This is a genomic window from Arthrobacter sp. SAFR-044, assembly GCF_059414985.1.
The window spans coordinates 209,139-233,203 of record NZ_JBPFDN010000006.1 but is presented as its reverse complement, the minus strand read 5'-3'; the positions used below and the strand labels follow the sequence as shown (position 1 = coordinate 233,203).

Sequence of the window (24,065 nt, the reverse complement as noted above, 5' to 3'; positions counted from 1 at the left end):
GATCAGGGTTCGAAGCGGTAGCCCATCCCGGCCTCCGTGAGCAGGTGCCGGGGCCGGGCCGGGTCCGCCTCCAGCTTGCGGCGCAGCTGGCCCATGTAGACGCGCAGGTAATGGGTCTCGTTGTCATAGCCCGGGCCCCAGATCTTCGCCAGCATCTGCTGCTGGGTGATCAGCCGGCCGGGGTTGCGCACCAGCAGTTCCAGGATGGCCCACTCACGCGGGGTGAGCCGGACCGGTTCCCCTTCCCGGGTCACCTTCCGGTTGGCCAGGTCCACCTCAAAGTCCCCCACGTCGACGGCGGGCGGGGCCTCGGCAACCTCGGGCGTACCGCTCCGGCGGCCGGCGACGCGCAGCCTGGCCAGGAGTTCGTCCAGCCCGAACGGCTTGGTCACGTAGTCATCCGCGCCGGCATCCAGGGCCCGGACCTTGTCCACAGAACCGTGCCGTGCGGACAGCACGATGATGGGCATGCTGCTGGTGCGGCGGACCCGGGTGATCACATCCACGCCATTGATGTCCGGCAGGCCCAGGTCCAGCACCATCACATCCGGGTGGCCGCCTTCCGCGTGCCTCAGCGCGGCCGCCCCGTCCAGTGCCGTGAGCACCTGGTACCCCTCCGCCTGCAGGTTCACCTGGAGGGCGCGCAGCAGCTGCGGTTCATCGTCAACGATCAGCACAGTCCTCATCGGGTTTTGGTGCCTGCTTCCCGGCGGGGGTTGGGGCTGTAGTGCCCGGTGGACAGCGGCAGCCGGACCACCATGGTCAGCCCTCCGCCGGGTGTCGGTTCGGCCAGGAGCTGGCCGCCCATCGCCTCGGTAAAGCCCTTCGCCACGGCCAGGCCCAGCCCGATGCCCAGCCCCTCCGGCGCATCGTCAAGCCGCTGGAACGGCCGGAACATCTCCACCACCGCGGCAGCGGGCACACCCTGCCCGTGATCGACGATGCGCAGCTCACCAAAGGGCGTGCCGCCGTCGTCCGCTGCGTTGGCCGCGCCCCAAACGCCCACGATCACCACGTCCGAACCGGGCGCGTACTTGAGCGCGTTTTCCACAATGTTGGCGATCACCCGCTCCAGCATGCCCAGGTCCGCGTCCACTGCGGGCATGTTGGCGGCGAGGTCGATCCTGATGCGCTCCGTGGGGATGCCGCGCAGGGCGTCCTCGACGGCATCGCGCCACGTGACCGGGGCGGTGTGCGGGGCGGCCGACCCGCTGGAGATGCGGGACATGTCCAGGAGGTTGGAGATGAGGGCGTCCAGGCGCTCGGAGTAGGAGTCAATGGTGGCGAGCATTTCTTCCTGCACCTCCGCCGGAAGCCTGCTGTTCTGGCGGCGCAGCGCGGTGACCGCCAGCTTGATCCCGGCCAGCGGGGTCCGGAGGTCGTGGCTGACGGCGTTGAGGATCGCGGTGCGGACGCTGTTGCCCTCCGCCAGTTTCGTGGCGCTCTTCAGGGTGCGCTGCAGGGCGTGGTGCTGCCGGAGCAGCAGGAGGTGGGCGCCGTGGGCGGCCAGGAGGAGCCGGTCCCCCGCCGTCAGGGTTCGGCCGGACAGGACCAGGGCGGTCCGCGGGTCGGCCAGTTCCACATTGTCCGTCATGGCCGTTGCCGCTTCCGGGGACGGTGGCGGCGCGTCCCCGGAAAAGGCCTGCAGTTCCCAGGCGTTCTGCCTGTCCCCGGCGCGGGTGAAGAGGCCGGCGGCCCGGACCTGGAAGGTTTCGCGGGCCGTGTCCAGGAAGCCGCCAACGGTATCGTCCGCGAGGAGCGCGTCCCTGGCGAGATCGGCGAGGGTGGTGGCCTCGGCACGGGCGCGGACGGCTTCCCGCGCCCGGCGTTCGGACAGGCCCACCACCAGTGAAACGGCCACCGCGGCCCCGAGGAAGACCAGCAGGGCAAAGACGTTCTGCGGGTCGCTGATGTTGAACGTGCCCACAGGGTCCGTTTCGAAGTAGTTCAGCAGCAGCGATGCCAGGACGGCTGCGAGCACGGCCGGCCAGAGCCCGCCGATGAACGCCACGGCCATCACCCCGGTCAGGTGCACCAGGGCGTGGGTGGCAAGGTTCAGGTCGCGGCTGAAGGACAGGACGGTGGAGGCAAGGACGGGAAGGAGCACCGCGAGGATGTAGCCCACCGTGGTGCGTGCCCGGCTGAGGGCGGAGGGGGTGTGCCGCGGAAGTCTCCGGGCTGATGGCAGGTGGGAGACCAGATGCACGTCGATGTCGCCCGATTCCCGCACCACCCTTGACGCCACGCCCCTGCCCAGGACGCGGCCCCAGAGCCCTCCCGGCGACGCCCCGAGGACAATCTGGGTGGCGTTGGCACTCCGGGCAAACTCCAGCAGGGACTGCGCCGGGTCATCCCCGGACAGGGTGTGGCAGCTGCCACCGAGGTCCGTGATGAGCTGCCGCTGCGCCTCGACCGCCTGTTCGGACGCCTCCCGCCGGGCGGTGGTGCCGCGCACGTGGACCGCCAGGAGTTCACTGCCGTTGACCCTGGACAGGATCCGGGCCGCCCTCCGGATGAGCACGTCGTCCTCCGCGGAGCCGGCAAGCCCCACCACCACCCGTTCGCGGGTGGGCCACGCGGCGGTGATGCCCTGGCTCTCCCGGTACGCCGCCAGGCCTTCCTCCACCCGGTCCGCGAGCCAGATCAGGGCGATCCCGCGCAGGGCCAAGAGGGTGCCCGGCCGGTACTCGTTGGCCAGGGCGGCGTCGATCCGGTCCGCCGGGAAGACCCTGCCGTCGGCCACCCGCTGGCGCAGGAGGGCCGGGGAGATGTCCACGAGCTCGATGTGGTCCGCCCGCCGCACGATCTCGTCCGGGACGGTGATATGCGGCAGCTCATCGGTAATCGCTGCGACCACGTCCTTGAGGGACGCCAGCTGCTGCACGCAGAGGGTGGACAGCACATCAATTCCCGCCGCCAGCAGCTCCTCAATGTCCTGCCATCGCCGCTGGTTCCTGCTGCCCGGGCCGTTGACCTGCGCGTATTCATCCACGACGGCCACGTCCGGTGTCCGTTCCAGCACGGCCTCCACGTCCAGCCCGGGCACTTCCGCTCCCCCGGCGCCTCCCGGAAGGCGCGGCGCAACGGCGTCGAGCCCTGCAAGGAGCTGCCGCGTCTCGTGCCGGCCGTGGTCCGCGGCGATGCCGACCACGGCGTCCCTGCCTTCGGCCACCAGCCGGTGCGCTTCCCGCAGCGCGGCGTACGTGCTGCCCGCGCCGGGCGCCGCACCCAGAAAGAGCCGAAGGGTTCCCCGTGCCATATCCCCAGTCTTATCCCGTCCGGCCACCGGAACCAACTCACAGCCTCCGGCGGCCGTGAGAGCCAGGTGGGAGCGAGCGGGCGTGGCCGGAAGACCCGCCAAAGGTGAGCGGGCGTGGCAGGAAGACCCACCAAAGGTGAGCGGGCGTGGAGGAAGGCACGACGGCGGGCGCTCAGTAAGCTGGCAGGATGTCCGTGATTGCCGCCCTGCTGCCCACAGTGGTGGCTGTTGCCATCCTGGCGGCACTCACGGTGGGCATCCTGTGGGGCGCGCGGACGCCGTCGTACCTCTCCCCTGCCCTGGCCATCCTCCGCGGTGCGGCGCAGCTGGTGGCCATCAGCCTGGTGCTGGGCGGCGTCATCACCAGCCCACTGTGGGTGGGCGCGGCCCTGCTGGTCATGTTCAGCGTGGCGGCCGTGACAGCCACCCGGCGGCTCACCTGGTCCTGGCGGCGCTTTGCCGTGGTGGCTGCAACGATGGCCGCCGGCATCCTGGTGACGCTCTCCGTCGTGTTCGGAACGGGCGCCATCGAGTTCGCGCCCCGGTACGTACTGGCGGTGGGCGGAATCGTGATCGGCAACTCCATGACCATCGCAACGCTGGCCGGCCGCCGTTTCTTCGAGGCGGTGGTGGAGCAATGGGACCAGGTGGAGGGCTGGCTGGCGCTGGGGGCCACGGCGCGCCAGGCCACGTTGGTCCAGGCCCGGCAGGCCGTGCATTCGGCGTTGATTCCCTCCACGGACCAGACCAAGACCACGGGCCTGGTCACCCTGCCGGGCGCGTTCGTGGGCGCCATCTTCGGCGGCGCCTCGCCCCTGGAGGCAGGCCGGTTCCAGGTGGTGGTGCTCGCCTCCATCATGGCCGCGGGGTCCGTCACCGCCGTCGCGCTGATCCGCTCGCTGGGGAACGTGTTGGTGCGGCCCGAACCGCTGTAAGCCCGCCTGCCGCTGCACTACGCTGAGGCCTGTGGAACAAGCGTCCAGAGTGGCCCGACGAAAAACCCGTGCCGACAAACTCCCCGATCTCCCCGGACGACCCGGCGGGGGCAGCGACCTCAGCCGCATACTGCTGCATCCCGTCCGGTTGGTGCCTTTTGCCTTTCTGGTCGTGATAATCGTGGGCGCCTGGCTGCTGATGCTTCCGGCTGCGCACAGGAACGCCGAGCCGGAACCCCTCCTAACTGCCCTATTCACCTCGGTTTCCGCGGTCTGCGTGACCGGCTTGGCCACAGTGGACACCGCCACGTTCTGGACACCGTTCGGCCAGGCCGTGATCCTGGGCCTCATCCAGGTGGGCGGATTTGGGATCATGACCCTCGCAACCCTGCTGGCGCTCCTGGTGCGGAAGACCATCGGCCTCCGCGGGCAGCTGATCGCACAGTCCGAGACCCACACCCTGAACTTCGGTGACGTCCGCTCGGTGCTCTTCGGCGTGGCCCGGATCATGGTCCTGTTGGAGGCCGGCACCGCGGCGATCCTCACCGTCCGCTTCTGGGTCAGTTACGACCACAATCCCCTGACCGCCCTGTGGCACGGTGTCTTCCACGCGGTCTCGGCGTTCAACAACGCCGGTTTCGCGCTGTACAGCGACAACCTGATCAGCGTCGCGGGCGACCCCTGGATCATCGTGCCCATCTGTGCGGCCATCGTTGCCGGCGGGCTCGGGTTCCCGGTGCTCATCTCCCTCCTCAGGGGTGGCGTCAGGATGAAGGACTGGACCGTGCACATGCGCCTGACCATTTACGGAAGCGTGTTTCTCCTGGCCGTTGGCGCGGTCCTGTTCGGCGCCTTCGAGTGGAACGGGGAGCAGACCCTGGGTCCCATGCCGGTGGGCGGGAAGATCCTTGCCAGCCTCGCGGGCACCGTCTTCCCCCGTACCGCGGGTTTCAACAGCATCGACTACGGAGCCGCAGAACCCGAGACGCTGCTGGTTACCGACATCCTGATGTTCATCGGCGGCGGCAGCGCCGGAACCGCCGGCGGCATCAAGATCACCACCTTCCTGGTCCTGTTCTTTGCCATCTGGAACGAAGTCCGTGGCCGGGACCACGTGACCATCGCCCACCGCTCCATCAGTTCATCGTCGCAGCGGCAGGCCCTCTCCGTGGCCCTCCTCGGCGTGGCGGCGGTCATGGCAGGCACCCTGCTCCTGCTGATGTTCACCGATGAGCCCCTCGACAAGGTGCTCTTCGAGAGCGTCTCCGCTTTTGCCACCGTCGGCCTCAGCACGGGCATCACTCCCCATCTCCCCCCTGACGCCCAATGGGTCCTGATGGCTCTGATGTTTACCGGGCGCATCGGAACCATCACGGTGGCTTCCGCCCTCGCACTCTCCTCGCGTCCCCGCCTCTATCAACTGCCGGAAGAACGTCCGGTCATCGGCTAGGCGGGCCGCAGCGGCGCAGCCGTTTTTGGTGCAGGACCTTCAGCACTAGCCGGGAACGTGGCCCGGGGGGATGCTCGGACCAGTCCTCCGGGTTTTGAAACGGCCCCAACGCCCCCGTCCCTTCAGGCGGCGCCCATGAACTCCCACCGGATCCTTCCGCGTCAACAGAATTCCGTCAGGCAACGGGAGGAGCAGCCGTCACGCCGCGGTGTTGCGTGGAAGACCGCCCTGGCGCTCGCGGCCGCCGTCGTGCTTCTCCTGCCCGTGGCGCTGCTTCCGCTTGCTACCGGGGTGCCGGTCGTTGCCTGGCTGCCGCTCCTCCTGCTGGGATTGGCGGGCATGGTCTGGTTGGTGGTCCGGCGCCGGAAGCCGCTGGGCCGGCTGGCAGGCCTTGGCGCTGTTGCCCTTGCCGCGGCGGCGGCCGTCATCGCGTCCCAAACGCTCGCCGGCACACCGCCGATCACAGACTCACACGGTGATCCGCTGCCGGGCAGCATCGCGGGCGCAGAGAAGGTGCAGCTGAACGGCAGCGAGCAGTGGATCCTGGTGCGCGGGCAGAACACCTCCAACCCGGTATTGCTGAACCTCGGGATGGGCGGCCCCGGCGGTGGCGGTTTCTTCAACGCCCAGGAGTTGCGCGCTTTGGAGGACCAGTTCACGGTGGTCAGCTGGGACGAGCCGGGCACCGGGAAATCCTACGGGGCTGCGCCCATCAGCGACCTCAACAAGGAACGGTACGTCAATGATGCGGTAGCCCTCACCAATCTGCTGCGGGAGCGCTTCGACCAGCAGAAAATCTTCATTTACGGCGTCTCATGGTCCAGCATCGTCGGGATCTGGCTGGTCCAGGAACACCCGGAGCTCTACCACGCCTTCGTGAGTACCGGCCAGATGGTGAACACGACGCAGAACGACCGCATGGGCTACCAACTGGCGCTGCAACACCTTGACGACCAGGGCGACACGGGCCGGGCCGAAGAGCTCCGGCGGAACGGCCCTCCACCCTACCGCGGTGACAACGTGGCGTCCCCTTACATCGCCTACCTGGACGTTCTGAACGAGATGATGGGGTCGCTCCGCTTCTCGGTGGCCGTACCCCTCATCCCGTTCTTCGTCCCCGAGTACGGCTACCTGGACAAGATCAACCACACGCGTGGAGTCACTGAGTCGTTCAATGCCGTCTACCCGCAGCTGGAGAACCTGGACTTCCGGCAGCAGGCCCTGGAGCTGGACGTTCCTGTCTACTTCTTTGTGGGCCGGCACGACATCAATGCCATGGCCTCACTTGTGGAGGATTACTACAACGCGCTCTCGGCGCCGGGGAAGCAGCTGATTTTGCTGGAGGGCGGGCATGGGCTGGGAAGCGCTGAGAACCAGGACGTGTTCTACGACGCCATGCGCAAACAGGTCCGGCCGCTGGCTGGCCAGCCCGTGCCAGCCTCCCCTAGCCCTGCTTGACCAGGGCTGCCTCCAGGCTGATCTTCACCTTGTCGCTGACCAGCAGGCCGCCGGCCTCCAGCGCCGCGTTCCAGGTGAGCCCGAATTCCTTCCGGCTGATCTCGGCCTCGGCGGAAAAGCCGGCACGCGTGGCGCCGAACGGGTCCACGGCAACACCCGTGAACTCAACTTCCAGCTCGATGGGCCGGGTGACGCCCTTGATGGTGAGGTCCCCAGTCAACGTGTATTCCTCGCCGTCGCCCTCGATGTGCGTGCCGCGGAAGGTCATCTCGGGGAACTTCTCGACGTCGAAGAAGTCCTCGCCGCGAACGTGGGCGTCCCGGTTGGCGTCGCCGGAGTTGAAGCTGGCGGTGGATACCGTGGCGTGCACCGACGAGTCCGCCAGGGACTGGCCCACCCGCGCCTCGGCCTGGGCTTCGGTGAAGCGGCCCCGGACCTTGCTGATCCCGGCATGGCGGACGCTGAAGCCGATCTCGCTGTGGGACATGTCCAGGGTCCAGGTTCCCGGCGTGAGTTCCTTGGGAAGGGTCATGGTCATTCTCCTTACTCGTAGGGTCGCAGGCTCAGCCGCCCGCTACAGGCGCAAGGCTGCGGATGCCCCTAAATATTCCCCCTGGAACCCACCTGGAGAACAGGGCCGTATGAACCGGAAAGGAACTTCCGGCGTATACATAAGCGTGGCTCTACGACTATTGACCGCCCTGGCACTGTTCATCGACGCCGGCGTCCACCTGTTCCTGGCCCCGGGCTACCAGAACGCGCAGCCGGGCACTGTCAGCCAGGGCACCCTGTTCCTGCTCGAAGCCGCCGCCGCGCTGGTGGCCGGCATCTACGTCCTGGTCCGCGGCAGCAGGGCTGCCTATGCCGTGGCCCTGGTGGTGGCCCTCAGCGCCTTCGCCGCCGTCGTGCTTTACAGGTATGTGGACATCCCGGCCATTGGACCCATCCCTGCCATGTACGACCCCGTCTGGTTCTTCTCGAAAACCCTCAGCGCTGTGGCCGAGGGAGCCGGGGCCGTGCTGGCGCTCGCCGGCCTGGTGCGTGCCGGCCGCAGGAGAACGTACGACGACGGCGCCAGGCTTCCGGCCCGGCGTCACCTGCCGTGACCATCACCCCGGCCGTTGTTAGCATGCGAAGGGAGGTGGCACATGGGCGCAGCTGAACGGGCGGTGCCGGACGCGTACGGCGCCGTTTCCGCCTACGTGGTGTCGGCCCTCTGGCTGACGTCCCTGTCCCCCTCCGCGCCGGTTCTTCAACTGGCAGGCCTCTGCGCCGGCACCCTCGTGGCCATGGCCGCCGCCGGCTCCGTCCTGCGGCGGATCCCCCGGTTCTCAACACCTGCCGACCGGGTGACCCTGCTGCGCGCCATCCTCGTGGCCCTGTGTGCGGTGCTGGCGGTTCCGCAACTGTTCACGGGCCGCCGCACGGACCTGCTCCTGCCCGTCCTGGGCGGCGCGGCGTTCCTCCTGGACGGGCTGGACGGCGTGGTGGCGCGGCGCACCGGAAGCTCGTCGGCGGCCGGGGCACGGTTCGATTCGGCCACCGACGCCGCCCTGGTGCTGGTGCTGTCCGTCGCGGCCGCTCCCGTGGCGGGCCCCTGGACGCTGGGCATCGGATCCCTGTACTACGCCTTCGTGGCCGCAGGTATCTTCCGGCCGCACCTTCGCGTGGCGCTGCCGCCCAGGGTGTCACGCAAGGCCATCGGGGCGTTCCAGCCATTCGCGCTGCTGGCCGCGCTCCTCCCCGCCGTCCCGGCGGTTGCCGCCGCTTCCCTGCCGGCACTGGCCCTTGCCTTGCTCACGGTGTCCTTTACGCGGGATGTGGTCCAACTGGAGCACCTGCACCGCGCCCGGCACCAGGACGTGGCGGCCCAGGTGGCCTAGGAAATCCCTGGGCCGGCCGGGCCTACAGCAGGGATGCGAGGGCCAGGCCACCGGCGGCGGCACCCAGCGCGGCCACTGCGGTGCCGACGGCGTTGAGGACAGCCAGGCCCGTGCGGCGGGACTGGACCAGGCGGACCGTTTCGAAGCTTGCGGTGCTGAAGGTGGTGTAGCCGCCAAGGAACCCTGTGCCGGCGATGGCCTGCAGCTCGGGTGGTGCCGCATGCACGATGACGGCGCCGGCCACCAGGCCCAGCAGGAACGATCCCGTGACGTTGATGGCAATGGTGCCTACGGGCAGCGCTGTACGGATTTTGGCACGTACCAGGCCGTCGACGATGAAGCGCGTGGCGGCTCCGAGCCCGCCGGCGAGCCCCAGCAGGACGATGGTCAGGGGGCTCACGGTTTTCCCTCCTTCTGCGGGCCGGGCTGCGGGCCGGGCTTCCCCGGCCGGGAGCTGGTGCGGGCATGGTGGCCCGCCGCCAGCCGGATGCCTGCCACGGTTGCTGCAGCGCCGGCCACCACGGAGGCTGCCACATAGATGAAGGCGTCGGCGCTGCGGCCGGCATTGAACAGGGTGGTGGCTTCCACGGCCAGGGTGCTGTAGGTGGTGAAGGCGCCCAGGAAACCGGTGCCCACCAGCAGCCGGACCAGTCGCCTCCGTCCCGTGTCAGGACCCCGGCGGACCAGGGCTTCAAGCAGGGCGCCGAGCAGGAACGCCCCCGTCAGGTTGATCACCAGGGTGGGTACCGGCCAGCCGCCCGGTGCGGGCAGGATGCTGCCCAGCCCGTAGCGGGCCAGGGCGCCGAAGGTGCCGCCGGCGATGACCACCAGCACGAACCCGGGGTGCAGGTGGACCGGGCGGGGGACGCGCGCCTCCCCCAGCGTTCCCTGGTCCGTGTCATCGGGTGCTTCAGTCCCGGGGACCGGTTGCTCCATCAGTGTCCCGCCTTCGGCTGGTGCCGGGGGTGCGGGGCCAGCGGGACAACCAGGACGGGCCGGTGCTGGCGGTGGGTGAGGTGGACTGCTACAGATCCCACGAGCAGTTCCTCCAGCCTGGCCCCGAGTCCGCGTTCCCGTGTGCCCACCACAATGACGGACGCGTCAGTGGTTTCCGCCAGGCGTCCCAGCGCCCTGGCCGGGTCTCCGGCCAGGGTCACGAAGGACCAGTCGATGTTGGTCCCGTCCAACGCTTCACGGAGGTGTGCGGCCAGGGAGGCGTTGATCCCTTCGATGTCATCATCGATCCCGTCCGGATCGATGGGGCGGGCCTCCACCCGGCCGTCCGGCTCTTCGGCGAGGTAGGTGGTGACGTCCACGTACGCACAGACCAGCTTCACGCCCAGGCTGTAGGCAAGCTCCGCTGCACGGTGGGCGACGGCCAGCGGCTGGCCGGGCACCACTCCCATGAGCACCGGCCCGCTGATTTTCCGCGGGGCATACGGAACGCTGCCGGCGGAGGGGTTTGGTTTCTGGGGCTCAGTCATGTGCTCTCCTGTTGGGCGCGGGCAGGAAGACTGGGCCGGGTGCGGGCACGGGTCACCTGCCTTCTCATCAGCAAAGGCAGGAACCATCAGCCAGGCGGCGGTTCGAAGACCACGCACCTGCGCAGGCCTTCCGGCGGGATCCATCACCGTGAACAGAGACTACAGGTTTTCCCGCGGCGTCCGCCACCACGGCGGCGGGCAGGAGCTATTCCCCCGAGCCTTTGGAACCCGGCTTTAGTCGCTTCTTCCAGGCCGATCGCCGGCCAGGTGCTCCAGGATGGCCGTGGCGACGTCGTCCGGTGAATCTTCGGTGGGGATGTGCTTGCCGTCCACCTCCACCAGATCGGCATTCGGGATCTCTTCCACGTAGCGGCGGGCGAAGGCGATCTTCTGGAAATCGTCGTCCCGGCCCCACACCAGGCGGGTGGGGATGGCTGCTTCCTTGAGGGCCGGCACCAGGTCCAGGGTGTACCGGGGATCAGCAGCCGCTGCCATGGCCATCCATGAACGCGCCCGGGCCGGGGACTGCCACGGCGAGAGGTACTCCGCGAGTTCCTCCTCGCTCAAGGTCCGGATGGCACAGGCCTGCGTGGATTTGCGCCGGGCACCGAGGAGATCCTCCTCGCTGGTGTTGTCCCGCACCTTGGGGTCCCGGAAACGCTCGACGGCGGGCACCGGCCAGGAGTCGAACATGACGGCATTCATCAACACCATCTTCCGCACCCTCCCGCTGGTGGCGGCGAGCTGTTGGGCCACGCCGCCACCGATGTCATGCGCCGCCAGATCAAACTTGTCCACGCCCAGGGCATCCGCAGCCTTGAGCACAACCTGCGCCAGGGCAGGGACGGAGGCCTGCCCAACGTCCAGCTCTCCCCCGCTTCGGCCGAAGCCCGGAAAGTCCAGGGCATAGCAGCGGTGGTATTCGCCCAGTGCCGGCAGGATGGGCTGCCACACCCGGCTCCAGAACGTGCCGTGGAGCAGGATCAGCGGCGGGGCGGCTTCATCCCCCGCCACAAGGTAGGACAGCGGGACACCGTCCACCTCAAGAGTGCGGCGTTCGACGGACTGGGCCATCAGTGGTCTCCGTTTCATCTTCGGGGGGCGTTCCGGTAGCCCGTTTCGCTTATACGGCGAGGACCGCCGGCAGTCCGGTCAGGGCCGGGATGACGATGTCCGGCGCCTGGAAGTAGGAGGGGTAGCGGGCGCCGGTGCGGTTGATCCACGCGGTCCGCAGCCCGGCTTTGGCTGCCCCATGGATGTCCCATGGGTGCACGGCCACCAGCAGCATCCCGGAAGGATCTACTCCCGCCGACGCAGCCGCATACTCATACGCGGCCTTGGCCGGCTTCCAGGCAGGGGCGTCCTCCACGGACAGGAGCAGCTCGAATTTGTCCCGAATGCCGGCGGCAACCAGGAGCCTGTCCGTGTTGGCCGACGCGCCGTTGGTCAGGGTAACCAGCCGGTGCCCGGCTGCGGCCAGGGCGCTGACGCCACCAGGGACGTCGGGGTGAAGGGAAAGGTTCTGCATGGCCGTCATGATCCGTTCGACGGCGGCGTCCAGGTCCCCGGAGATCCCTTCGGCTGCCAGCAGGGTGCGGAGGGCTTCGGCGCCGATGGCCGCGAACGCTTTGTTGTCACCGCTGGCCGTAAGGGCGAACCCGTCCCGCAGCAGGGTGGCGAACCAGAGCTTTGCCAGCTCCCGCGGCGCCCCGGTCTGCGCGAATGCTTCGGCGAGCGGGGCCATGTCTGACAGGGTCTCGTTGACGTCGAAAACAATGACCAGCGGTTGGGTGGGCATGGGCTTCCTTCCTGTTCCGGAGGCGGACTTGGTGCGCTACTTCGCGGGGTATTGGCTGGAGCGCAGCAGCCGTGCCAGGTGCACGGCATTGCGGGCCAGCCCTGCGTTGGTGGAGGCCACCGGATCCGGCACCTGGTCAAGGTCCTTGAAGTCCACGGTCTGCATGGCCTCGCCCACCCAGTAGGTGCCGCCCTGCGCCGGAAGGCTGAAACCGACGTCGTTCAGGCCCTGCATCATGTCAGCGATCGTCTTGTGCGCCCCGTCCTCGTTGCCCACCACGGCCACCGTGGCCACTTTTCCATACATGACGGGCCGGCCGTCGTCGTCCGTTTCGGACAAATCGGCGTCCAGGCGCTCCATGACCTGCTGGGCAACGCTGCAGGGGTGGCCCATCCAGATGGGGGTGGACAGGATCAGGATGTCCGCCGCCAGGATCCGCTCGCGTATGGTTGGCCACTGGTCGCCGTTGCCCATGTCCACCTGCACGCCGCGCTTAACGTCATAGTCCACGATCCGTAGGGAATCCGTGGTGACGCCCTGGCCTTCCAACTCGTCCAGGATCTGCTGGGCCATCAGCTCGCTGCTGGAGGGCTCCGGGGAGGGGGTCAGGGTGCAAATGAGGGCAAGAGCGGACAGTTCGGACATCGGCGGAAGCTCCCTTGATTTTCTCGGCGAAAATAGTCAGTCTACTTAGTAGTAGATCACAGAGGGTGCTGGCTGCACTACGGAAACTGCGGTGCCGCGAACCGCGCGCTCGAGGAAGGAGACTGCGACGAGGCCTGGGACGATTGATGGAAATGTCGTTCGCGTGCCTGCAGCACCGCGGGCCGTTTTGACTTGGTTTCTCCTGGCCGTCCTGCTGGTGGCCGCAGCCTCCTACTCGCAGGGCAGCAGGTACACCCTGGTGGCAGGGCAGGACTCGGTCCAGGCCGCGGCCCACTCCTCAGCCCAGACCGCAGCAGCCGCCCACCCACAGGATGATTCGCAGCAGCATCATGCCTGCTGCCAGCGCTACCCGGCGTCGCGCAGCGAACCGGCGCCGCTGAAGACGGCAGTGCCGGACCCGCCGGCTGTGGCGCTCCCCGCGGGTACGCATCCCCTCCTTGCCAGCGGGCCTCCGGACACCCAACCCAGGCGCCAAGCCCTCAGACTGGACCAACTCTCCATCAGCCGGACGTAAAGGGATCTTTTTCCCAAGCAATGACCATTACGACCGGAAATGAGAGACAACAATGACCCACATCCAGTCCATGCTGGACACCTACCCCAAAGACCTCGGCAACCTGGACAAGGGCAAGCTCGCCGAATGCATCAAGGCCTGCTTCGAATGTGCCCAGACCTGCACAGCCTGCGCCGACGCCTGCCTCGGTGAGGACATGGTGGCGGAACTGACGAAGTGCATCCGCACAAACCTGGACTGTGCTGACATCTGCGCAGCCACCGGCAATATCCTCTCCCGCCACACCGGCTACGACGCCAACATCACCAGGGCCATGCTCGAAGCCTGCCGGGCCGCATGCAAGGCCTGCGGTGACGAATGCAGTGAGCACTCTTCCATGCATGAACACTGCCGCGTCTGCGCCGAGTCCTGCCGCCGGTGTGAGCAGGCCTGCTCCGACCTCCTCGCATCCCTGGGCTGAGGCGCTCCGGCAGCGACCCCGCAACGCTGGAACCAGCCCAGCGCGGAGCCCGCTGACAGCGCGGCTCCGCGCTGGGGTTTCCGCGCGTGCTGGAAAAGCGCGCTGATGGAACGGTTCTGCCAATCATTCATTAAGGACCGTTCCTAAGTCTTGAAAGGAAGTTCACGTGAGTTCAGAAAATTATCCAAACCGGAAGAATCACACGCATCAACACCAGCATGAAGCCCAGGACGGAACCGGCCATCAGCGGGACGGGGCCAACGGCGGCCACGGGTCATCCCGGATGTACTGGAAATTTGCCATCATCCTGCTGGTGAGCGTCGCCCTGATGTGGGTGCTGTCCATGTCGATGGTCCGCTCGATCGACCACTTCTATTTCAACCTGAGCAACTTTTGGATGGCATTGCTGATGGTGTCGGCCATGGCGATGGTCATGCTGGTGGGCATGTGGTCGATGTTCAAGAACCGGAAGGCGAACATCGCCATGCTTGCCGGCTTTGCGGTGCTGTTCGTGGCGGTGTTCGCCCTGGGAAGGACGGAGACGTTCGTGGGGAATGAGCAGTTCCTGAAATCCATGATCCCGCATCACTCCCGCGCGCTCCTTGTCTGCCAGGAGTCGAATATCACCGACCCGGAGATCGTCAAGCTGTGCGATTCGATTGTGAAGTCCCAACAGGAGGAGATTACCCAGATGAAGGCCATTCTCGACCGCTACTAGCCCGGCTGGCGGCACGCTTTTGCTGCTAAGTGAGCCAATCGGCGGCCGACGTCGATTGGCGCATTGGGGTAGCCGCGCAGGAAAGCAGTCAGGGTTCCGCTGTAGGCCAGGAGTACCTCGTCGGCCAGCTCTTGAGCCCGCGGGCCGGCGAGGGGGCGTGAGAAATGCAGGAGCCGGGTGGCGAGCAGGTCGGTATCCGCGGCGAGGACGGCGCTGATCTCTTCTGCGGCTGCGGGAAGCTCGGTGGCGGCAGCAAGGAAGGCGCACCAGCGTGAAGGGTGGCCCTTGTCGCGCCGGTAGGAGGCAAGGGCGTCAAACACTGCCAATAGCCGCGCCATATCGTTATCGGCCGCCACGATGTGCTGGTCCCAGACTCCCTGCCAGTCCGCCAGCCTGACTCTCAAGGCTTCAGCGATCAGTGCATCCTTGCTGCCGAAATGCGTGTACAGGGTGGCGGCAGAGACCTCCGCCTGCTGCAGCAGTGCATCGACGGGAGTAGCCCGGATGCCCTGGTCGAACAGAACTTGATCGGCCGCCTTGAGCAAGCGTGCGCGGGCTGGAAGTCGCGGGCCTGTGGTCACAACACCACTGTAACTGCCCCTATTTCAGAACGATAGTTCTACTGTACTGTAACGACCGTTCTGGTTTTGGCGTTTGAGGAGGATACCGTGCGGGCGATGGTGGTCAGCGGAATGGCATTGATAGCGGCGACCTATGGGCTGGCGCGCTTCGGTTACGGGCTTTTCCTGCCCCGGTTCAGCGAGACCTTTCAGATGGGCTCAGCCACAGCCGGGTTCATCCAGGCCGGGAGCTTCCTCTCTTTCTGCCTGGCGGCAGTTCTTGCTTTACACCTTGCTGCCCGTCCAAGGCTCGTCGTCATGTGCGCGGGGATTACCGCTGCCCTCGGATCGATGGGCGTTGCACTTGCGCCTAATGTCGACTTCCTCGGGATGAGTGTTGTCCTGGCCGGCGCCGGCGCCGGGTTCGCCACCCCGGGCCTGGTCACGTTCATCGAGCGCAACATCGCCCCGGCCCGCCAGGAAAGCGCGCAGACGATAGTTAATGCCGGCACCGGAGCGGGCATAGTCGTCGCGGGCATCCTCATGCTCCTCACGACTGGCCAATGGCGTCTGGGCTGGGTGGCAATCGCTGCCCTGGTCACTGTCGCAGCCATTGCGACCCTCCGTGCTGACCGGGGTACTGACCGGGCGGTCGGCCGCGACCGCCCGGTTGGCCCTCCATCTCAGGTGCGGGTCCGCGGCCTGATGCCACTGGCCTGGCCCATCGCCGCTGCAGTCCTGGCCGGCGCATCCAGTGCCGCGATCTGGACTTTCGGCCGCACCGTCATGGCCGTGTCCCGCCCGGCCGACGAGACATACTCCATCCTTGCGTGGATGGTCCTGGGCGCCTTCGGGGTACTGGGCATGGCTGCTGGAAAGATCGTGCAGGTCTGGAGCCCGCGGACGGGCTGGAACCTGACCTCGTTGGCCATGGCAGGGTCGACCGTCGCACTGGGCGTGGCACCGGGCAGTCCCTTCACCGCGTATACCTCCGTGGCGCTGTTCGCCGCCAGCTACACCGCCCTGTGCGGGGTTCTGATCATCTGGGCCATCCGATTGGTTCCCGACTGCGCTGCCGAAGGCACTGCCGCACTGTTCATTGCCCTCGCCATCGGTCAGGCGCTTGGCTCGGCAACACTTGGAGTCCTGTTTGACCACGCCTCACCGGCCCTGGCCTTCACCGTGGCCGGAATCCTCGGAATCCTGGCAGTACTGCCGGCAACGAAATGCCGGCCTGACACATCCTCCCGCGCGGCACTACGGCAGCGGACACCATGACGCGAACCCTTAGCGGCCTGCCAACAAGGTCACCGGCAGGCCGCCCCTTCTGGGATCACTCTCAACTCAAACCTGTAGCTGGAACCCTTGTTTACACGGACATCCCTACTTGGTCGTTCCGCCCAGCTCGGCCAGGGCCTTGCGAAGGCGCGTGCCGGCGTCGTCCGCAACTTCCTTAACGGAAGGGGCGCTGCTGAGCTGCACCATAGTCTGCGGGTCGATGGCTTCCACGGTAGTGGAGTCCGCGGAGCTGTTCCGGCGCACCACCACATTGCAGGGCAGCAAGGCACCCATTTCGGGTTCGGCAGCCAGGGCACGGCTGGCAAGGGCGGGGTTGCAGGCACCAAGGATGACGTAATCCCCGACGGCGTCCGCGGCCTCGGCGCCAAGCTTGGCTTCGAAGGTGGACCGGACATTGATTTCGGTCAGGATCCCGAACCCCTGCGCGGCAAGGGCTTCACGGGTTCGCTCCACCGCCTCCGCCCAGGGAAGGGAAACAGTGGTGGCCAGGGTGTAGGTCATGATGCTCCTTGAAGTTGCCGGGCGGTCCGTTGTGTTTGGGGGCAGCTGTGGCCGATCAGGCCAGGGAGAGGAAAAGCTTCTCCAGGTCCTTCCGGTCCATGGTTTCGTCCTTCTGGACGATGCACTGCTCAAGCCCGGTGGCGATGATGGCGAAGCCGGCCCGGTCAAGGGCCTTGGACACGGCCGCCAGCTGCGTGACGACATCCTTGCAGTCCCGGCCTTCCTCGAGCATCCGGGTCACGGCGGCGAGCTGGCCCTGAGCGCGCTTGAGGCGGTTGATCACGGGCGTCAGTTCGGTTGGGTTCAGTTCCATAAGGGGGTCTCCGTCGATGGGGGGCTTGGTCTCAACTATATACCCCCATGGGTGTTTTGACTACCCCCGGGGGTATCTGCAATACTCGGTGGGGTATCCACCCGCCCCCTTCCGAGAGGCCACCCATGACATCCCCTTCCAAAGCAACAGCCGTTACCGCACTCGCCCCTGAGGCCCTCCAGTCCTGGATCAAGGAACACCAGGACCTCGTGGTGATCGACGTGCGTTCTGCCGCTGAATTCGAAACCATGCACATCCGCGGCTCCTACAACGTGCCGCTCCCGCTCCTCTCCGAGCACACCGACGAGCTCGCCGCCCGGCTGGGCTCCCGCGTTGTCCTGGTCTGCCAGTCAGGCGTCCGCGCCGAGCAGGCCCGCCAGCGCATGGCCACCGTGGGCCTGGACACCGCCTACGTGCTCACCGGCGGGGTTCCCGGCTTTGCCGCCGCCGGCGGCGACGTGGTCAAGGGCAAGGACCGCTGGGACCTGGAGCGCCAGGTCCGCCTGGCCGCCGGCTCCCTGGTAGTGCTGGGCCTGGCCGGGGGCAAGTTCGTCTCCCCCAAGGTCCGCATGCTGGCGGGTGCCATCGGCACCGGGCTGACGTTCTCGGCCGCGACCAACACCTGCGCCATGGGCAAGGCCCTTTCCGCCATGCCGTGGAACAAGGCCGCCAAGGAGCCCACCCGCGAAAGCGCCATCCTGCAGCTTCCCGTGCAGTCGGCTGAAGAGGGCGCGGCCGCATGATCCCGGCCCTGGGTCTGGGGCTCGTCGTCGGCGTCGTACTGGGCGTGGTGGGCGGCGGCGGGTCCATCATCGCTGTTCCCGCCCTGGTGTACGGCGTGGGCATGAGCCCCGCCCAGGCCATCCCCACCTCACTGCTGGTGGTGGGAATCTCCTCGCTGGCAGCCCTGGTCCCCAGGATCCGCGGGGGCCTCAACTGGCCGGTGATCGCCCTGGTTGGGGGTGCCGGCATCCCGGCAGCCTGGGCGGGGGCGGCCGTGGGCAAGCTGCTGGACCCGAACATCCTGATGCTGGCTTTCGCCGTGATCATGGTGGCCGCGGGCATCCGGATGCTCAGCAAGCCCCGCGAAACCGAAGGCTCCTGCAGCACCGGGCCGAACCGGGCATTCCGGTCCTGCGCGCCGAAGGCCGTGGGAGTGGGCCTGCTGGTCGGGTTCCTCACCGGGTTGCTGGGCGTGGGCGGCGGCTTCCTCATCACCCCCGCGCTGACCATCTTCCTGGGCCTGCGCATGAAGCAGGCCGTGGGAACGTCCCTGGCCATCATCGTGGTCAACTCGGCCGCCGGGTTCAGCGCCCACGCCGCCGGCTACACCATCGACTGGGCCACCACCCTGGCGTTCGCCCTCCCGGCGATCGTGGGATCGGTGGTTGCCGCCCGGTTTGCCCGCCGGCTGCATGACAAGCACATCCGCATCTCATTCGCGGTACTCATCTTCGCCGTCGCGGCATGGGTCACCGCCGGCACGGTCACCGCCTGACCCACCCACAGAGGAGAACACCATGGGACTGATTGATTCCCTCAAGAAGGCCTTCAGCAAGCCCTACAAGACCATATCCGTGGCCCAGGCCAAGGAACTCTTGGGTTCCGGCGCCACGCTCGTCGACGTCAGGTCCGCCCAGGAGTGGCGGACAGGCCGGGCACCCCAAGCCAAGCACGTCCCCCTGGACCGGCTGCAGGCCAGCACGGCGGGCATCCAAAAGACCCGTCCGGTGATTGCCGTCTGCGCCTCCGGCGTACGCTCCGCCTCCGCAGCCCGGCTCCTCGCCGCCAAGGGGTACGACGCCTACTCGGTGCGCGGCGGCATGGCCGCCTGGCGCCAGGCCGGCGAACCCGTCCGCTAGAACCACCACCATCAGCTCCAGCCACAAACCACTTCGAAGGAGAACCACCATGGCTGAAATCACCATCACCGAAACCGAACAGCGCCGCTCCACCGCGCGCATCCTGGACGTCCGGGAGGAGTTCGAAGTCGCCGAGGGCATGATCCCGGGCGCCCTGCACATTCCCATGGGCCAGCTCCAGAGCCGCCTGGGCGAGCTTGACCCGGCCGTGCCCGTGATCGCCGTATGCCGCAGCGGCAACCGCAGCGCCGCCGTCGCCGATGCCCTCAACGGCGTCGGTTACAAGGCGGACACCATGGCCGGCGGCATGACCGCCTGGACCCGCGCCGGACTTCCCACCACCTAATACTGCCGCAGGGCAATCCCCCACAGCCCCACCCGCCCGAAAGGACACGACAGATCATGGCAACCATCGACATCACCCAGCAATCCTTCGCCCAGACCTTGGAGGACAACGACATCGTCTTCGTTGACTTCTGGGCAGCCTGGTGCGGTCCCTGCCGCATGTTCGCCCCTACCTACGGCGCCGCCGCCGAACGCCACCCGGACATCACCTTTGCCAAGGTGGACACCGAAGCCGAACAGGCCCTCGCCGCCGCAGCGAACATCACCTCCATCCCCACCCTGATGGCATTCAAGGACAAGACCCTGGTCTTCTCCCAGCCAGGCGCCCTCAACGCCACCGGCCTGGAGGAAGTCATCCAGGAGGTTAAGAACCTGGACATGGACAAGCTCCGCGCCGAGGCCGGCCACCAGCACGCCTGACTCCCTGCGTCCCAAGCACTCCCATATCGCTCATTGCGATATACCCCCCGGGGTATCTATAATAGATTCAAACAACCTCCCATCCCCTTTCAACTGAAGGAGCGCACCAGATGCTTATCGAGCGCATTTACGACGAAGACCTCGCCCAGGCCAGCTACCTGATCGGCTGCCAGGCCAAGGGTGAGGCAATCGTGGTGGACGGCCGCCGCGACATCGCCGTCTACCAGGACCTGGCTGCCAGGAACGGCATGAAGATCGTGGCGGTCACCGAGACCCACATCCACGCCGACTACCTCTCCGGCACACGGGAGCTGGCTGCCGCCACCGGCGCCAAGATCTACGTCTCCGGCGAAGGCGGACCCGACTGGCAGTACGGGTTCGACGGCGAACGGCTGTACGACGGCGACACCATCACCCTGGGCAACATCAGCATCAAGGCGGTGCACACGCCGGGCCACACACCCGAGCACCTGTCCTTCCTGGTGACGGACGGCGCGTTCAGCGACAAGCCCGGCTACCTGCTCTCCGGTGACTTTGTATTCTCCGGCGATCTGGGCCGCCCGGACCTGCTGGACGAAGCAGCCGGCGGCGTGGACACCCGCTTCGAGGGCGCCAAGCAGCTCTTCGCCAGCCTGCGCGACAAGTTCGTCACCCTCCCGGACTACGTCCAGGTCCACCCCGCCCACGGCGCGGGCAGCGCCTGCGGCAAGGCCCTGGGCGCCATCCCGTCCTCCACGGTGGGCTACGAACGCCTCTACGCCTGGTGGGGCCCCTACCTGGCCGCCAATGACGAGCAGGGCTTCATCGACGAACTCCTCGATGGCCAGCCCGACGCCCACGCCTACTTCGGCCGGATGAAGCGCGAAAACCGTGTGGGCCCCGACGTGATGGGCGAACGGACCCCACTGCCCGAGCTGTCCGCAGGGATCGTTGCCGCCGGCCTGGCCGAAGACACCCTGACGTTCATCGACACCCGCTCCAACGGTGAGGTCCACCAGGGCACCGTGGTCCGGTCCCTGAATGTTCCGGCCGGCAAGTCCGTGGCAAGCTACGGCGCCTGGGTGGTCAACCCGGAGACGGACAAGAACCCGCTGGTGCTCCTTGCCAAGGACCAGGAACAGGCCCAGGACATGTGGGACCACCTGGTCCGCGTGGGCATCGACAACGTGGCCGGCTACCTCACCAGCATCGAGGGCCTGCCCACCTTCACCCCCAAGCTGATCCAGCCTGAGGAACTCGACGGTTTCGACGCCGCCATGGTCCTGGACGTCCGCAACAAGACCGAATACAAGGCCGGGCACGTTCCCGGCTCGTACCAGCTCAGCGGCGGCCGCGTCATGTGGCACCTCGACGAGCTGCCCGCCGGCGGCACCATCGTGAGCTACTGCCAGTCAGGGGTCAGGAACTCAGTAGCCGCCAGCGCCCTGCGCCGTGCCGGGTACGACGTCGTCGAACTTGACGGCAGCTACGCAGCCTGGAACGCCTGGCAGAACAGCGTCCCCGCGGCCTAAACCACCCAAGACCGCCCGGGCAGGACCCCCCTCCCGCCCGGGCTTCCGGCCCGGGCGTGCCCCCACACGCCCGGGCCACCTTTATGTCCCCCCACCGATATCCAGCATCAGGAACGGAGCAGCACATGCCGGGCACAACGCTTCCCCACGCCGCCGGTTCAGCAGGTCCCAGGCTGGGCCTGCGGCAGAACCTGGCGCAGTTCATGCTGCTGGTTGCCATCAACGCCCTGGTGGGCGGCACCCTGGGCCAGGAACGCACCGTCCTGCCCCTGCTGGCCTCCCAGGAATTCCACCTGGACCAGTACACCAGCGCCCTGACGTACATCCTGGCCTTTGGCCTGTCCAAGGCCGCGATGAACTACTTCGCCGGCACGCTCTCCGACAGGTACGGGCGCAAGCCGGTCCTCATTGCCGGCTGGCTGGCAGCGGTTCCGGTGCCGCTCATGCTCATCTTCGGTCCGTCCTGGGCCTGGATCGTGGCGGCCAACGTGCTGCTGGGCATCAGCCAGGGGCTCACCTGGTCCACCGCCGTCATCATGAAAATGGACCTGGCGGGCCCCAGGCAGCTGGGCCTGGCCATGGGCTTCAACGAGGCTGCCGGGTACCTGGGGGTGGCCGCCACCGCCCTGGCCACCGGCTACCTGGCCACCTCATTCGGACTCCGTCCTGCCCCGTTCCTGCTCGGAGCCGCGTACATCGCCCTGGGCCTGGGCCTGACAGTCCTGGCCGTACGGGAAACCCACCACCACGCCAAGACAGAGGCCACCCAGCATGCCGGCACCCGCACCAGCGCCCATGCCGGCCTCACCACGGGCCAGGTCTTCACGCTCACCAGCTTCAAGGACCGCTCCCTCTCGGCAGCCAGCCAGGCCGGCCTGGTCAACAACCTCAACGACGGCCTTGCCTGGGGCCTCTTCCCCATCCTGTTCGCCGGTGCCGGGCTGAGCCTTGCCCAGATCGGGATCCTGGCCGCCGCCTACCCCGCAGCATGGGGCGCTGCGCAGCTGGTCACCGGCGCCGCCTCCGACCGGTGGGGCCGCAAATGGTTCATCACTGCCGGCATGCTGGTACAGGCCGTGGCCCTGGGCATCGTGGCATCCGCCCACAGCTTCGGGCCCTGGCTCGCCGCCGCCGTCGTCCTGGGCCTCGGCACCGCCTTGGTCTACCCCACCCTGCTGGCCGCCATCGGCGACGTGGCGCACCCGGCCTGGCGGGCCCGCTCCGTGGGGGTGTACCGGTTGTGGCGCGACGGCGGATTCGCCGTGGGTGCCCTTCTCTCCGGTGTCCTGGCCGACCTTTACGGCATCCCCGCCGCGGTTGCCGCCGTCGCGGTAATTACCGCCGCCTCCGGCGTGGTGGTTGCCGTCCGGATGCGCGGCAACGACCATGCGGTGGGATAGCGCCCGTCAGCCGGCCGGGGAAACGAACTGCCGGATTTCCGCTGCCATCCGTTTGGACTGCGTCCAGTGCAGGTAATGCCCGCCCTCAAGGGTCAGGACCTGGTGCCGGGTGACGTTCTTGAGGAGGTTCCCGGCAGCGGCGGCTTTGGTGGCTGCCCTCCCGTCCTTTTCATCCGCAATGAACGCCAGGACCGGCAGGTCGGCGGGATAAGTGACTCCCCGGAGGGCTGCCGCGTTGTTGCCGATCCGGGCGGTTTCATCGGCCACCGCGGAGTTGCCGACGTTCCACAGCATCATGGTGCGCATCCGCGTCAGCTCCTCGCCGGAATAGGCATTGCCGTCCGGATCAAAGAAGCCCGGTGCCACCGCGGCCACGTCGCGGATCAGTCCGGTGGCGGCCACCAGCTTCACCCAGTTGACGCCGGGCTGCGGCTCCTCCACCGGGTGGTCCCCCGGCTTCGGGATAGTCGCATCGATGCCCACCACCGCTGAAACTTCCGGGCGGTACCGGTTGGCGTAGTCCAGCAGGTAGAAGCCGGCGATGGAGTGGCCGGCCAGGACGTAGGGCTGCCGGACCTGGAGCTTTGACAGCACCTCGTGAAGCTCGTTGCTGATGTGCTCGTTGGTCCGGGCGCTGGCCTCCATGTCGCTGTAGCCATAGCCGAACCCCTCCACCACGATCACGTCGAAATCGCTGAGTTCGTGGATCAAGGGGGCGAAGTCCAGGCCGGGTGCGGCGGTTCCCAGGCCGCTGAGCAGGATAATCGGCGGGCCCTGGTGCGCGTTGCTGGTCCGCACCACGTTCACCGAGCCTCCGGACACCGGAACCCGCTCCCCGTAGGCCGGGGTGGTGGCCTTCTCCTGCGCCTCCAGGGCCGCGTTGGCCACCGCCGAGACCAGGACCAGCCCCAGGACGACCAGCGCCGCGAACCCCAGCCGGCGGAGCCAGCGCCGCGGCTTCTTCCGCGGTTTCATCCGTGCCCGGCGACATAGGTGACCAGCCCATCCACAGTGGCCACCGCCGGGTAATCCGCCTCCGGGATGTCCACCCCCGTGGATTCCGCGATGACCTCCACCAGGCGGAGGAAATCCAGCGAGTCCAGTTCCAGGTCCTGGCGCAGGCGGGCGCCGCCTTCCAGGTCGTCAGGCTCGACGTCGGGCGCTACCTTGCCGATGGCAGCCTCCACTGCCTGGCGCGCGTCCTGTTGGTTCACGGCTCCTCCTCGCTC

General features: G+C 67.6%; 30 protein-coding genes and 1 riboswitch. Of the genes, 16 read left to right on the top strand and 14 right to left on the bottom strand.

Features of this window, described 5'->3' with window-relative positions; genetic code table 11:
- Nucleotides 1–2 precede the first annotated feature (2 nt).
- Both ACR65J_RS11700 and ACR65J_RS11695 read right to left on the bottom strand, forming a co-directional pair.
- Complete coding sequence (locus ACR65J_RS11700) at nt 3–686, bottom strand: response regulator (protein WP_440168923.1); 684 nt, start codon at nt 684–686, stop codon at nt 3–5.
- Complete coding sequence (locus ACR65J_RS11695; protein WP_440168921.1) at nt 683–3,259, bottom strand: DUF4118 domain-containing protein; 2,577 nt, start codon at nt 3,257–3,259, stop codon at nt 683–685. Before ACR65J_RS11695 ends, ACR65J_RS11700 begins: the two co-directional genes overlap by 4 nt.
- Before the next feature lie 188 nt (nt 3,260–3,447).
- Between ACR65J_RS11695 and ACR65J_RS11690 the strand changes: the two genes are divergently transcribed.
- From ACR65J_RS11690 to ACR65J_RS11680, 3 genes are all read left to right on the top strand, one after another.
- Entirely contained in the window at nt 3,448–4,194 is a 747-nt protein-coding gene (locus ACR65J_RS11690; protein WP_440168919.1) for an ABC transporter permease, read from the top strand.
- A 151-nt stretch (nt 4,195–4,345) separates the two neighbouring features.
- Nucleotides 4,346–5,644, top strand: a complete 1,299-nt coding sequence (locus tag ACR65J_RS11685) for a TrkH family potassium uptake protein (protein WP_440168916.1) — start codon at nt 4,346–4,348, stop codon at nt 5,642–5,644.
- A gap of 135 nt (nt 5,645–5,779) precedes the next feature.
- Nucleotides 5,780–7,102, top strand: a complete 1,323-nt coding sequence (locus ACR65J_RS11680) for an alpha/beta fold hydrolase (protein WP_440168914.1) — start codon at nt 5,780–5,782, stop codon at nt 7,100–7,102.
- Here the strand turns inward: ACR65J_RS11680 and ACR65J_RS11675 are convergent.
- On the bottom strand, nt 7,089–7,634 hold the full coding sequence (locus tag ACR65J_RS11675; RefSeq protein WP_440168911.1) for a YceI family protein: 546 nt from the start codon (nt 7,632–7,634) through the stop codon (nt 7,089–7,091). The genes ACR65J_RS11680 and ACR65J_RS11675 overlap by 14 nt on opposite strands.
- Before the next feature lie 145 nt (nt 7,635–7,779).
- On the opposite strand from ACR65J_RS11675, the gene ACR65J_RS11670 reads away from it, so the two are divergent.
- Together ACR65J_RS11670 and ACR65J_RS11665 are read left to right on the top strand one after the other, a co-directional pair.
- A complete protein-coding gene (locus ACR65J_RS11670) occupies nt 7,780–8,208 on the top strand; it encodes a hypothetical protein (RefSeq protein ID WP_440168908.1) in 429 nt (142 codons plus the stop codon).
- Nucleotides 8,209–8,250: 42 nt separating this feature from the next.
- Nucleotides 8,251–8,985: a CDP-alcohol phosphatidyltransferase family protein gene (locus ACR65J_RS11665; RefSeq protein WP_440168904.1), complete on the top strand. Its 735-nt coding sequence runs from the start codon at nt 8,251–8,253 to the stop codon at nt 8,983–8,985.
- Between the two features lie 22 nt (nt 8,986–9,007).
- Here ACR65J_RS11665 and crcB read toward each other — a convergent pair whose 3' ends face one another.
- The 6 genes from crcB to ACR65J_RS11635 form a co-directional block, all read right to left on the bottom strand.
- Nucleotides 9,008–9,385 (bottom strand): fluoride efflux transporter CrcB, encoded by a 378-nt coding sequence (crcB, locus tag ACR65J_RS11660; protein ID WP_440168902.1) that lies wholly within the window; start codon nt 9,383–9,385, stop codon nt 9,008–9,010.
- A complete protein-coding gene (locus ACR65J_RS11655; RefSeq protein ID WP_440168899.1) occupies nt 9,382–9,921 on the bottom strand; it encodes a fluoride efflux transporter FluC in 540 nt (179 codons plus the stop codon). Before ACR65J_RS11655 ends, crcB begins: the two co-directional genes overlap by 4 nt.
- Nucleotides 9,921–10,469, bottom strand: coding sequence for a universal stress protein (locus ACR65J_RS11650; protein WP_440168897.1), 549 nt, complete (start codon nt 10,467–10,469; stop codon nt 9,921–9,923). Before ACR65J_RS11650 ends, ACR65J_RS11655 begins: the two co-directional genes overlap by 1 nt.
- A 70-nt stretch (nt 10,470–10,539) precedes the next feature.
- Nucleotides 10,540–10,626: riboswitch (Fluoride riboswitch) on the bottom strand.
- Between the two features lie 77 nt (nt 10,627–10,703).
- Nucleotides 10,704–11,543 (bottom strand): alpha/beta fold hydrolase, encoded by an 840-nt coding sequence (locus tag ACR65J_RS11645; RefSeq protein WP_440168894.1) that lies wholly within the window; start codon nt 11,541–11,543, stop codon nt 10,704–10,706.
- A gap of 49 nt (nt 11,544–11,592) precedes the next feature.
- Nucleotides 11,593–12,267: a haloacid dehalogenase type II gene (locus ACR65J_RS11640; protein WP_440168891.1), complete on the bottom strand. Its 675-nt coding sequence runs from the start codon at nt 12,265–12,267 to the stop codon at nt 11,593–11,595.
- A gap of 36 nt (nt 12,268–12,303) precedes the next feature.
- Entirely contained in the window at nt 12,304–12,912 is a 609-nt protein-coding gene (locus ACR65J_RS11635; RefSeq protein ID WP_440168889.1) for a flavodoxin family protein, read from the bottom strand.
- 163 nt (nt 12,913–13,075) lie between these two features.
- Here ACR65J_RS11635 and ACR65J_RS11630 point away from each other — a divergent pair, with 163 nt between their 5' ends.
- From ACR65J_RS11630 to ACR65J_RS11620, 3 genes are all read left to right on the top strand, one after another.
- Nucleotides 13,076–13,447 carry a hypothetical protein gene (locus tag ACR65J_RS11630; RefSeq protein ID WP_440168887.1) on the top strand — a complete coding sequence of 124 codons (372 nt, stop codon included), beginning with the start codon at nt 13,076–13,078 and terminating at the stop codon, nt 13,445–13,447.
- A 52-nt stretch (nt 13,448–13,499) separates the two neighbouring features.
- On the top strand, nt 13,500–13,907 hold the full coding sequence (locus ACR65J_RS11625) for a four-helix bundle copper-binding protein (protein WP_440168885.1): 408 nt from the start codon (nt 13,500–13,502) through the stop codon (nt 13,905–13,907).
- A 166-nt stretch (nt 13,908–14,073) separates the two neighbouring features.
- On the top strand, nt 14,074–14,625 hold the full coding sequence (locus tag ACR65J_RS11620; RefSeq protein ID WP_440168883.1) for a DUF305 domain-containing protein: 552 nt from the start codon (nt 14,074–14,076) through the stop codon (nt 14,623–14,625).
- Here ACR65J_RS11620 and ACR65J_RS11615 read toward each other — a convergent pair.
- Nucleotides 14,622–15,206, bottom strand: a complete 585-nt coding sequence (locus tag ACR65J_RS11615) for a TetR/AcrR family transcriptional regulator (protein WP_440168880.1) — start codon at nt 15,204–15,206, stop codon at nt 14,622–14,624. The two genes, ACR65J_RS11620 and ACR65J_RS11615, sit on opposite strands and share 4 nt — an antisense overlap.
- Before the next feature lie 66 nt (nt 15,207–15,272).
- Between ACR65J_RS11615 and ACR65J_RS11610 the strand changes: the two genes are divergently transcribed.
- Nucleotides 15,273–16,463, top strand: coding sequence for an MFS transporter (locus ACR65J_RS11610; protein ID WP_440168878.1), 1,191 nt, complete (start codon nt 15,273–15,275; stop codon nt 16,461–16,463).
- A 105-nt stretch (nt 16,464–16,568) separates the two neighbouring features.
- Here ACR65J_RS11610 and ACR65J_RS11605 read toward each other — a convergent pair whose 3' ends face one another.
- Both ACR65J_RS11605 and ACR65J_RS11600 read right to left on the bottom strand, forming a co-directional pair.
- The gene (locus tag ACR65J_RS11605) at nt 16,569–16,985 is read right to left on the bottom strand and encodes a DUF302 domain-containing protein (RefSeq protein WP_440168876.1); all 417 of its coding nucleotides are present in this window, start codon (nt 16,983–16,985) and stop codon (nt 16,569–16,571) included.
- A 55-nt stretch (nt 16,986–17,040) separates the two neighbouring features.
- Entirely contained in the window at nt 17,041–17,298 is a 258-nt protein-coding gene (locus ACR65J_RS11600) for a metal-sensitive transcriptional regulator (protein WP_043452296.1), read from the bottom strand.
- Nucleotides 17,299–17,423: 125 nt separating this feature from the next.
- Here ACR65J_RS11600 and ACR65J_RS11595 point away from each other — a divergent pair, with 125 nt between their 5' ends.
- From ACR65J_RS11595 to ACR65J_RS11565, 7 genes are all read left to right on the top strand, one after another.
- Nucleotides 17,424–18,041, top strand: coding sequence for a rhodanese-like domain-containing protein (locus tag ACR65J_RS11595; protein WP_440168874.1), 618 nt, complete (start codon nt 17,424–17,426; stop codon nt 18,039–18,041).
- Nucleotides 18,038–18,796 carry a sulfite exporter TauE/SafE family protein gene (locus ACR65J_RS11590; RefSeq protein WP_440168872.1) on the top strand — a complete coding sequence of 253 codons (759 nt, stop codon included), beginning with the start codon at nt 18,038–18,040 and terminating at the stop codon, nt 18,794–18,796. The genes ACR65J_RS11595 and ACR65J_RS11590 overlap by 4 nt, the downstream gene beginning before the upstream one ends.
- A 22-nt stretch (nt 18,797–18,818) precedes the next feature.
- Nucleotides 18,819–19,160, top strand: coding sequence for a rhodanese-like domain-containing protein (locus ACR65J_RS11585; protein ID WP_440168870.1), 342 nt, complete (start codon nt 18,819–18,821; stop codon nt 19,158–19,160).
- Nucleotides 19,161–19,209: 49 nt separating this feature from the next.
- Nucleotides 19,210–19,506: a rhodanese-like domain-containing protein gene (locus tag ACR65J_RS11580; RefSeq protein ID WP_440168868.1), complete on the top strand. Its 297-nt coding sequence runs from the start codon at nt 19,210–19,212 to the stop codon at nt 19,504–19,506.
- Between the two features lie 56 nt (nt 19,507–19,562).
- The gene (gene trxA / locus ACR65J_RS11575) at nt 19,563–19,925 is read left to right on the top strand and encodes a thioredoxin (RefSeq protein WP_440168866.1); all 363 of its coding nucleotides are present in this window, start codon (nt 19,563–19,565) and stop codon (nt 19,923–19,925) included.
- A 110-nt stretch (nt 19,926–20,035) separates the two neighbouring features.
- Complete coding sequence (locus tag ACR65J_RS11570) at nt 20,036–21,436, top strand: MBL fold metallo-hydrolase (RefSeq protein WP_440168864.1); 1,401 nt, start codon at nt 20,036–20,038, stop codon at nt 21,434–21,436.
- Between the two features lie 125 nt (nt 21,437–21,561).
- Entirely contained in the window at nt 21,562–22,836 is a 1,275-nt protein-coding gene (locus tag ACR65J_RS11565) for an MFS transporter (RefSeq protein WP_440168862.1), read from the top strand.
- 6 nt (nt 22,837–22,842) lie between these two features.
- Here ACR65J_RS11565 and ACR65J_RS11560 read toward each other — a convergent pair whose 3' ends face one another.
- Both ACR65J_RS11560 and ACR65J_RS11555 read right to left on the bottom strand, forming a co-directional pair.
- Nucleotides 22,843–23,811: an alpha/beta fold hydrolase gene (locus ACR65J_RS11560; RefSeq protein ID WP_440168859.1), complete on the bottom strand. Its 969-nt coding sequence runs from the start codon at nt 23,809–23,811 to the stop codon at nt 22,843–22,845.
- A complete protein-coding gene (locus ACR65J_RS11555) occupies nt 23,808–24,050 on the bottom strand; it encodes an acyl carrier protein (protein WP_440168857.1) in 243 nt (80 codons plus the stop codon). The genes ACR65J_RS11560 and ACR65J_RS11555 overlap by 4 nt, the downstream gene beginning before the upstream one ends.
- Between the last annotated feature and the right edge of the window lie 15 nt (nt 24,051–24,065).

What these genes read in the sequence shown, in the direction of transcription:
- ACR65J_RS11700 (WP_440168923.1), bottom strand. Translation starts at nt 686, where the DNA reads ATGAGGACTGTGCTGATCGTTGACGATGAACCGCAGCTGCTGCGCGCC.
- ACR65J_RS11695 (WP_440168921.1), bottom strand. Translation starts at nt 3,259, where the DNA reads ATGGCACGGGGAACCCTTCGGCTCTTTCTGGGTGCGGCGCCCGGCGCG.
- ACR65J_RS11690 (WP_440168919.1), top strand. Translation starts at nt 3,448, where the DNA reads ATGTCCGTGATTGCCGCCCTGCTGCCCACAGTGGTGGCTGTTGCCATC.
- ACR65J_RS11680 (WP_440168914.1), top strand. Translation starts at nt 5,780, where the DNA reads ATGAACTCCCACCGGATCCTTCCGCGTCAACAGAATTCCGTCAGGCAA.
- ACR65J_RS11675 (WP_440168911.1), bottom strand. Translation starts at nt 7,634, where the DNA reads ATGACCCTTCCCAAGGAACTCACGCCGGGAACCTGGACCCTGGACATG.
- ACR65J_RS11665 (WP_440168904.1), top strand. Translation starts at nt 8,251, where the DNA reads ATGGGCGCAGCTGAACGGGCGGTGCCGGACGCGTACGGCGCCGTTTCC.
- ACR65J_RS11655 (WP_440168899.1), bottom strand. Translation starts at nt 9,921, where the DNA reads ATGGAGCAACCGGTCCCCGGGACTGAAGCACCCGATGACACGGACCAG.
- ACR65J_RS11650 (WP_440168897.1), bottom strand. Translation starts at nt 10,469, where the DNA reads ATGACTGAGCCCCAGAAACCAAACCCCTCCGCCGGCAGCGTTCCGTAT.
- ACR65J_RS11645 (WP_440168894.1), bottom strand. Translation starts at nt 11,543, where the DNA reads ATGGCCCAGTCCGTCGAACGCCGCACTCTTGAGGTGGACGGTGTCCCG.
- ACR65J_RS11640 (WP_440168891.1), bottom strand. Translation starts at nt 12,267, where the DNA reads ATGCCCACCCAACCGCTGGTCATTGTTTTCGACGTCAACGAGACCCTG.
- ACR65J_RS11635 (WP_440168889.1), bottom strand. Translation starts at nt 12,912, where the DNA reads ATGTCCGAACTGTCCGCTCTTGCCCTCATTTGCACCCTGACCCCCTCC.
- ACR65J_RS11625 (WP_440168885.1), top strand. Translation starts at nt 13,500, where the DNA reads ATGACCCACATCCAGTCCATGCTGGACACCTACCCCAAAGACCTCGGC.
- ACR65J_RS11605 (WP_440168876.1), bottom strand. Translation starts at nt 16,985, where the DNA reads ATGACCTACACCCTGGCCACCACTGTTTCCCTTCCCTGGGCGGAGGCG.
- ACR65J_RS11600 (WP_043452296.1), bottom strand. Translation starts at nt 17,298, where the DNA reads ATGGAACTGAACCCAACCGAACTGACGCCCGTGATCAACCGCCTCAAG.
- ACR65J_RS11595 (WP_440168874.1), top strand. Translation starts at nt 17,424, where the DNA reads ATGACATCCCCTTCCAAAGCAACAGCCGTTACCGCACTCGCCCCTGAG.
- ACR65J_RS11590 (WP_440168872.1), top strand. Translation starts at nt 18,038, where the DNA reads ATGATCCCGGCCCTGGGTCTGGGGCTCGTCGTCGGCGTCGTACTGGGC.
- ACR65J_RS11585 (WP_440168870.1), top strand. Translation starts at nt 18,819, where the DNA reads ATGGGACTGATTGATTCCCTCAAGAAGGCCTTCAGCAAGCCCTACAAG.
- ACR65J_RS11580 (WP_440168868.1), top strand. Translation starts at nt 19,210, where the DNA reads ATGGCTGAAATCACCATCACCGAAACCGAACAGCGCCGCTCCACCGCG.
- trxA (WP_440168866.1), top strand. Translation starts at nt 19,563, where the DNA reads ATGGCAACCATCGACATCACCCAGCAATCCTTCGCCCAGACCTTGGAG.
- ACR65J_RS11570 (WP_440168864.1), top strand. Translation starts at nt 20,036, where the DNA reads ATGCTTATCGAGCGCATTTACGACGAAGACCTCGCCCAGGCCAGCTAC.
- ACR65J_RS11565 (WP_440168862.1), top strand. Translation starts at nt 21,562, where the DNA reads ATGCCGGGCACAACGCTTCCCCACGCCGCCGGTTCAGCAGGTCCCAGG.
- ACR65J_RS11560 (WP_440168859.1), bottom strand. Translation starts at nt 23,811, where the DNA reads ATGAAACCGCGGAAGAAGCCGCGGCGCTGGCTCCGCCGGCTGGGGTTC.